Genomic DNA, 3,796 nt, shown 5'->3' on the forward strand with positions numbered 1-3,796 from the left:
GCCTTCGGCAGCTCCTACATTGGAATGCGTCCACCTGTAGGAGCTGCCGAAGGCTGCGATCTTTTGATCTTCAGGCCGGGGACATTTCCTGTGCGAGTCCCAAAAAAGCCGCCGGCAACCGCGCGCCCTTCCTTTCCTTGAGGCAATACAGATATTCCGGGATTTGCGGTGCATTCTCGATGGTCAGCACGCGCAACTGCGGATCATGCGGCACTTCCTGACGCGCAATGATGCTGATGCCGATGTTGCGCAGCACCGCTTCACGAATCGACTCGCGGCTGCCGATCTCCAGCAGCGGCCCGAAGCTGACCCCGGCGCTGGCGAGCAATTCTTCGGTCAAGCGCCGCGTGGTCGAGCCCGACTCACGCATCAACAGCGTATGCCCGGCCAGTGCACTCAACGTCACATGCTCTTGCGCCGCCAATGGATGATTGCGATGCACCGCCAGCACCAACGGATCGGTGCCGAGCACCCGGCGAATCAATCGCGCATCGTCGAGCAACTGTGACGACGCCGCGACATCCACGCGGTAATCCTCCAGCGCTTCGAGCACTTGCTGCGAGTTGCCGATTTCCACCGACACTTCCACCTGTGGCAAACGCTCGCGGAAGGTTTTCACCAGATCGAGGATGTAATACGGCGCGGTAGCGGCAATGCGCAACGTGCCCTGCACCTGGCCGCTGTTACGCAAAAAGAACTCGATGTCGGCCTCTTGCTGCAACAGGGTTTTGACCATTGGCAGCAAGCGCGCGCCTTCGTCGCTGACGCTGAGGCGTCGACCGCCGCGATAAAACAGCTCCACCGAATACTGACTTTCCAGGTTACGGATCTGCGTGGTCACGGTCGGTTGACTAAGGCCGAGTTTTTTCGCCGCCAGCGTGATACTGCCCAGGCGGGCGACCATGTAGAACGCTTTCAGCTCGGCACTCAGCACAACCATTCCTCATCGTTATTTACGCAACAGGCGCAACCCGTTGAACACCACCAGCAGGCTCACGCCCATATCGGCGAACACTGCCATCCACATGGTGGCAAGCCCGGCGAAGGTTACCGCAAGAAAGATCGCCTTGATCACCAGGGCCAGCGCGATGTTCTGTTTCAGGATGCTCGCGGTATTGCGAGACAGGTTGATGAACGCGGGGATCTTGCGCAGATCGTCGTCCATCAGGGCGACATCGGCGGTTTCGATCGCGGTGTCGGTGCCTGCGGCAGCCATGGCGAAACCGATCTCGGCGCGGGCCAGTGCCGGCGCGTCATTGATGCCGTCGCCGACCATGCCGACGCGATGGCCCTGCTTGTACAGGTCTTCGATGGCCTGCAGTTTGTCGGTCGGCAGCAAGTCGCCGCGCGCCTCGTCGATACCGACCTGAGCGGCAATCGCTTGCGCGGTGTGGACGTTGTCGCCAGTGAGCATCAGGGTTTTCACACCGAGTTCATGCAACTGACGAATCGCTTCGCGGCTGCTTTCCTTGACCGTGTCGGCCACGGCAAACAACGCCAGCGGGCCAGAACTGTCGAGCAGCAGCACCACGGATTTGCCCCGTTTCTCCAGCGCGAAGAGTTTTTCCTCCAATTGCGGCGAGCACAGACCCAGTTCCTCGACCAGACGATGGTTGCCCAGGTGATAGGTCTGGCCATTGATATCGCCTTTGACGCCACGCCCAGCCAGCGCTTCGAAGTTATCCACAGCGGGCGCCGCGGAATCTTTATCCACAGCAGCGTTGGCAATGGCCAGCGATACCGGATGATCGGAGCGTCCGGCCAACGCTGCGGCGATGGCGGGTGCAGTTTGCTCGGCGGTTGCCTCCAGGCACAAGTAATCGGTCTGCACCGGTTTGCCATGGGTGATCGTGCCGGTTTTATCCAGCGCCAGATAATCGAGCTTGAAGCCGACCTCCAGATACACGCCGCCCTTGACCAGAATGCCTTTGCGCGCCGCCGCTGCGAGGCCGCTGACGATGGTCACCGGGGTGGAAATCACCAGTGCGCACGGGCAGGCCACCACCAGCAGCACCAGCGCGCGGTAGATCCAGTCGAACCACGCCGCACCCATGAACAGCGGCGGAATCACCGCCACGGCCAAAGCGAAGACGAACACCGCCGGGGTGTAGATTTTTGAGAATTGATCAACGAAACGCTGGGTCGGCGCCCGTGCGCCTTGCGCCTGTTCGACAGCGTGGATGATCCGTGCGAGTGTCGAGTTGTTCGCCGCAGCGGTCACCGTATATTCCAGCGAACCGGCCTGATTGATGGTGCCAGCGAAGACTTTGTCACCGACGGTTTTCTCCACGGGCAGGCTTTCCCCGGTGATCGGCGCCTGGTCGATGGTCGAGCTGCCGCTGACCACCGCGCCGTCCAGGGCGATACGCTCGCCGGGTTTCACCCGCACGCGGGCGCCGAGTTCAACGCTTTTCACCTCTTGTTCGCGCCAATTGCCGTCGGCCTGCAATACCGTGGCTTGCTCAGGGGTCATCTGCATCAAGCCGCTGATCGCGTTGCGCGCGCGGTCCAGCGAGCGTGCTTCAATCAGCTCGGCGACGGTGAAGAGGAACATCACCATCGCCGCTTCCGGCCACTGGCCGATGAGGATGGCACCGGTTACGGCGATGCTCATCAGCGCATTGATGTTGAGGTTGAGGTTCTTCAGGGCGATCCAGCCCTTTTTGTAAGTGCCGAGGCCGCCGCTGAGGATCGACACCAGCGCAACGACTGCCACCACCCAGTCCGGCGCGGCGCTGGTGAAATGAATGACTTCGGCGCCCAGCGCGGTCAAGCCGGACAGCGCCAATGGCCGCCAGTGTTTTTTCACCGCTACCGGTACTGGCGCGTCGACACCCGCCTCGAGCGGCTCGGCGTGCATGCCGAGGGACTTGATCGCTTCGGTGATCGGCTCGGTGCCCGGCAGATTGTGGGTCACGCCAAGAACGCGGTTGATCAGGTTGAATTGCAGCTGCTGCACCCCAGCCAGTTTGCCGAGCTTGTTCTGGATCAGCGTCTGCTCGGTCGGGCAATCCATCGCCTCGATGCGGAAACTGCTCAGGCGCGCATCGGCGCTGGTCTTTTCGCTCAGTTGCACCAACGCAGGCGCTGCGGCTTTCGACCCGCAGCAGGAATCGCCACCGTGGTCATGTTTGTGCACGGGCTGCAATTTATGACTGTGATCGTGGCCGTCGCCGGGCTTGTGGGTATGCAGGGAATCGCTCATTGGTCGCGTCCATGAAGGTGCCTGTTGCCAAGTAAAGACCCTGTAGCCACTATAGGGTCAAGCACCCATTTGGAGATGGCCGTCATGAAGATCGGCGAACTGGCGAAACTCACCGACTGCGCCGTGGAAACCATCCGCTACTACGAGCGCGAAAATCTCCTGCCGGAACCGGCCCGCAGCGACGGCAACTACCGCGTCTACACCCAGGCCCACGCCGAGCGCCTGACCTTCATCCGCAACTGCCGCACCCTCGACATGACTCTCGAAGAAATCCGCAGCCTCCTCGCCCTGCGCGACAGCCCGCAGGATCAGTGCGAGAGCGTCAATGCGCTGATCGACGAACACATCCAGCATGTGAAGGCGCGGATTGACGGATTGCTGGCCTTGCAGGCACAACTGCTCGACCTGCGCCAACGCTGTGGCGAAGGCCCGGAGGCAGATCAATGCGGGATCTTGCAGCGGCTGGAAGTGAGTGGCGGGGTTGTTGCAACGGAGGTTGAGCATTCCCATGTGGGCCGTAGCCACGGCCATTGAGCACACCACAAAAGCAAATGTAGGAGCTGCCGCAGGCTGCGATCTTTTGATCTTGTA

3 protein-coding genes are annotated in these 3,796 nt (G+C 61.2%); 1 reads left to right on the forward strand and 2 read right to left on the reverse strand.

Annotated elements, in window-relative coordinates; translation table 11 throughout:
* Positions 1 to 70: 70 nt before the first annotated feature.
* Positions 71 to 934, reverse strand: coding sequence for a LysR family transcriptional regulator (locus DCO47_RS26085; protein ID WP_064364770.1), 864 nt, complete (start codon positions 932 to 934; stop codon positions 71 to 73).
* Positions 935 to 949: 15 nt separating this feature from the next.
* On the reverse strand, positions 950 to 3,205 hold the full coding sequence (locus tag DCO47_RS26090; protein ID WP_116659232.1) for a heavy metal translocating P-type ATPase: 2,256 nt from the start codon (positions 3,203 to 3,205) through the stop codon (positions 950 to 952).
* 84 nt (positions 3,206 to 3,289) lie between these two features.
* Here DCO47_RS26090 and cadR point away from each other — a divergent pair, with 84 nt between their 5' ends.
* Positions 3,290 to 3,739, forward strand: coding sequence for a Cd(II)/Pb(II)-responsive transcriptional regulator (gene cadR, locus DCO47_RS26095; RefSeq protein ID WP_042606526.1), 450 nt, complete (start codon positions 3,290 to 3,292; stop codon positions 3,737 to 3,739).
* Positions 3,740 to 3,796 lie beyond the last annotated feature (57 nt).

Source organism: Pseudomonas sp. NDM (assembly GCF_003105095.1).
GTDB lineage: Bacteria > Pseudomonadota > Gammaproteobacteria > Pseudomonadales > Pseudomonadaceae > Aquipseudomonas > Aquipseudomonas moraviensis_A.

Bases quoted from the DNA above. Each gene is read 5' to 3' on its own strand.
- DCO47_RS26090 (WP_116659232.1), bottom strand. From the start codon at position 3,205: ATGAGCGATTCCCTGCATACCCACAAGCCCGGCGACGGCCACGATCAC.
- cadR (WP_042606526.1), top strand. From the start codon at position 3,290: ATGAAGATCGGCGAACTGGCGAAACTCACCGACTGCGCCGTGGAAACC.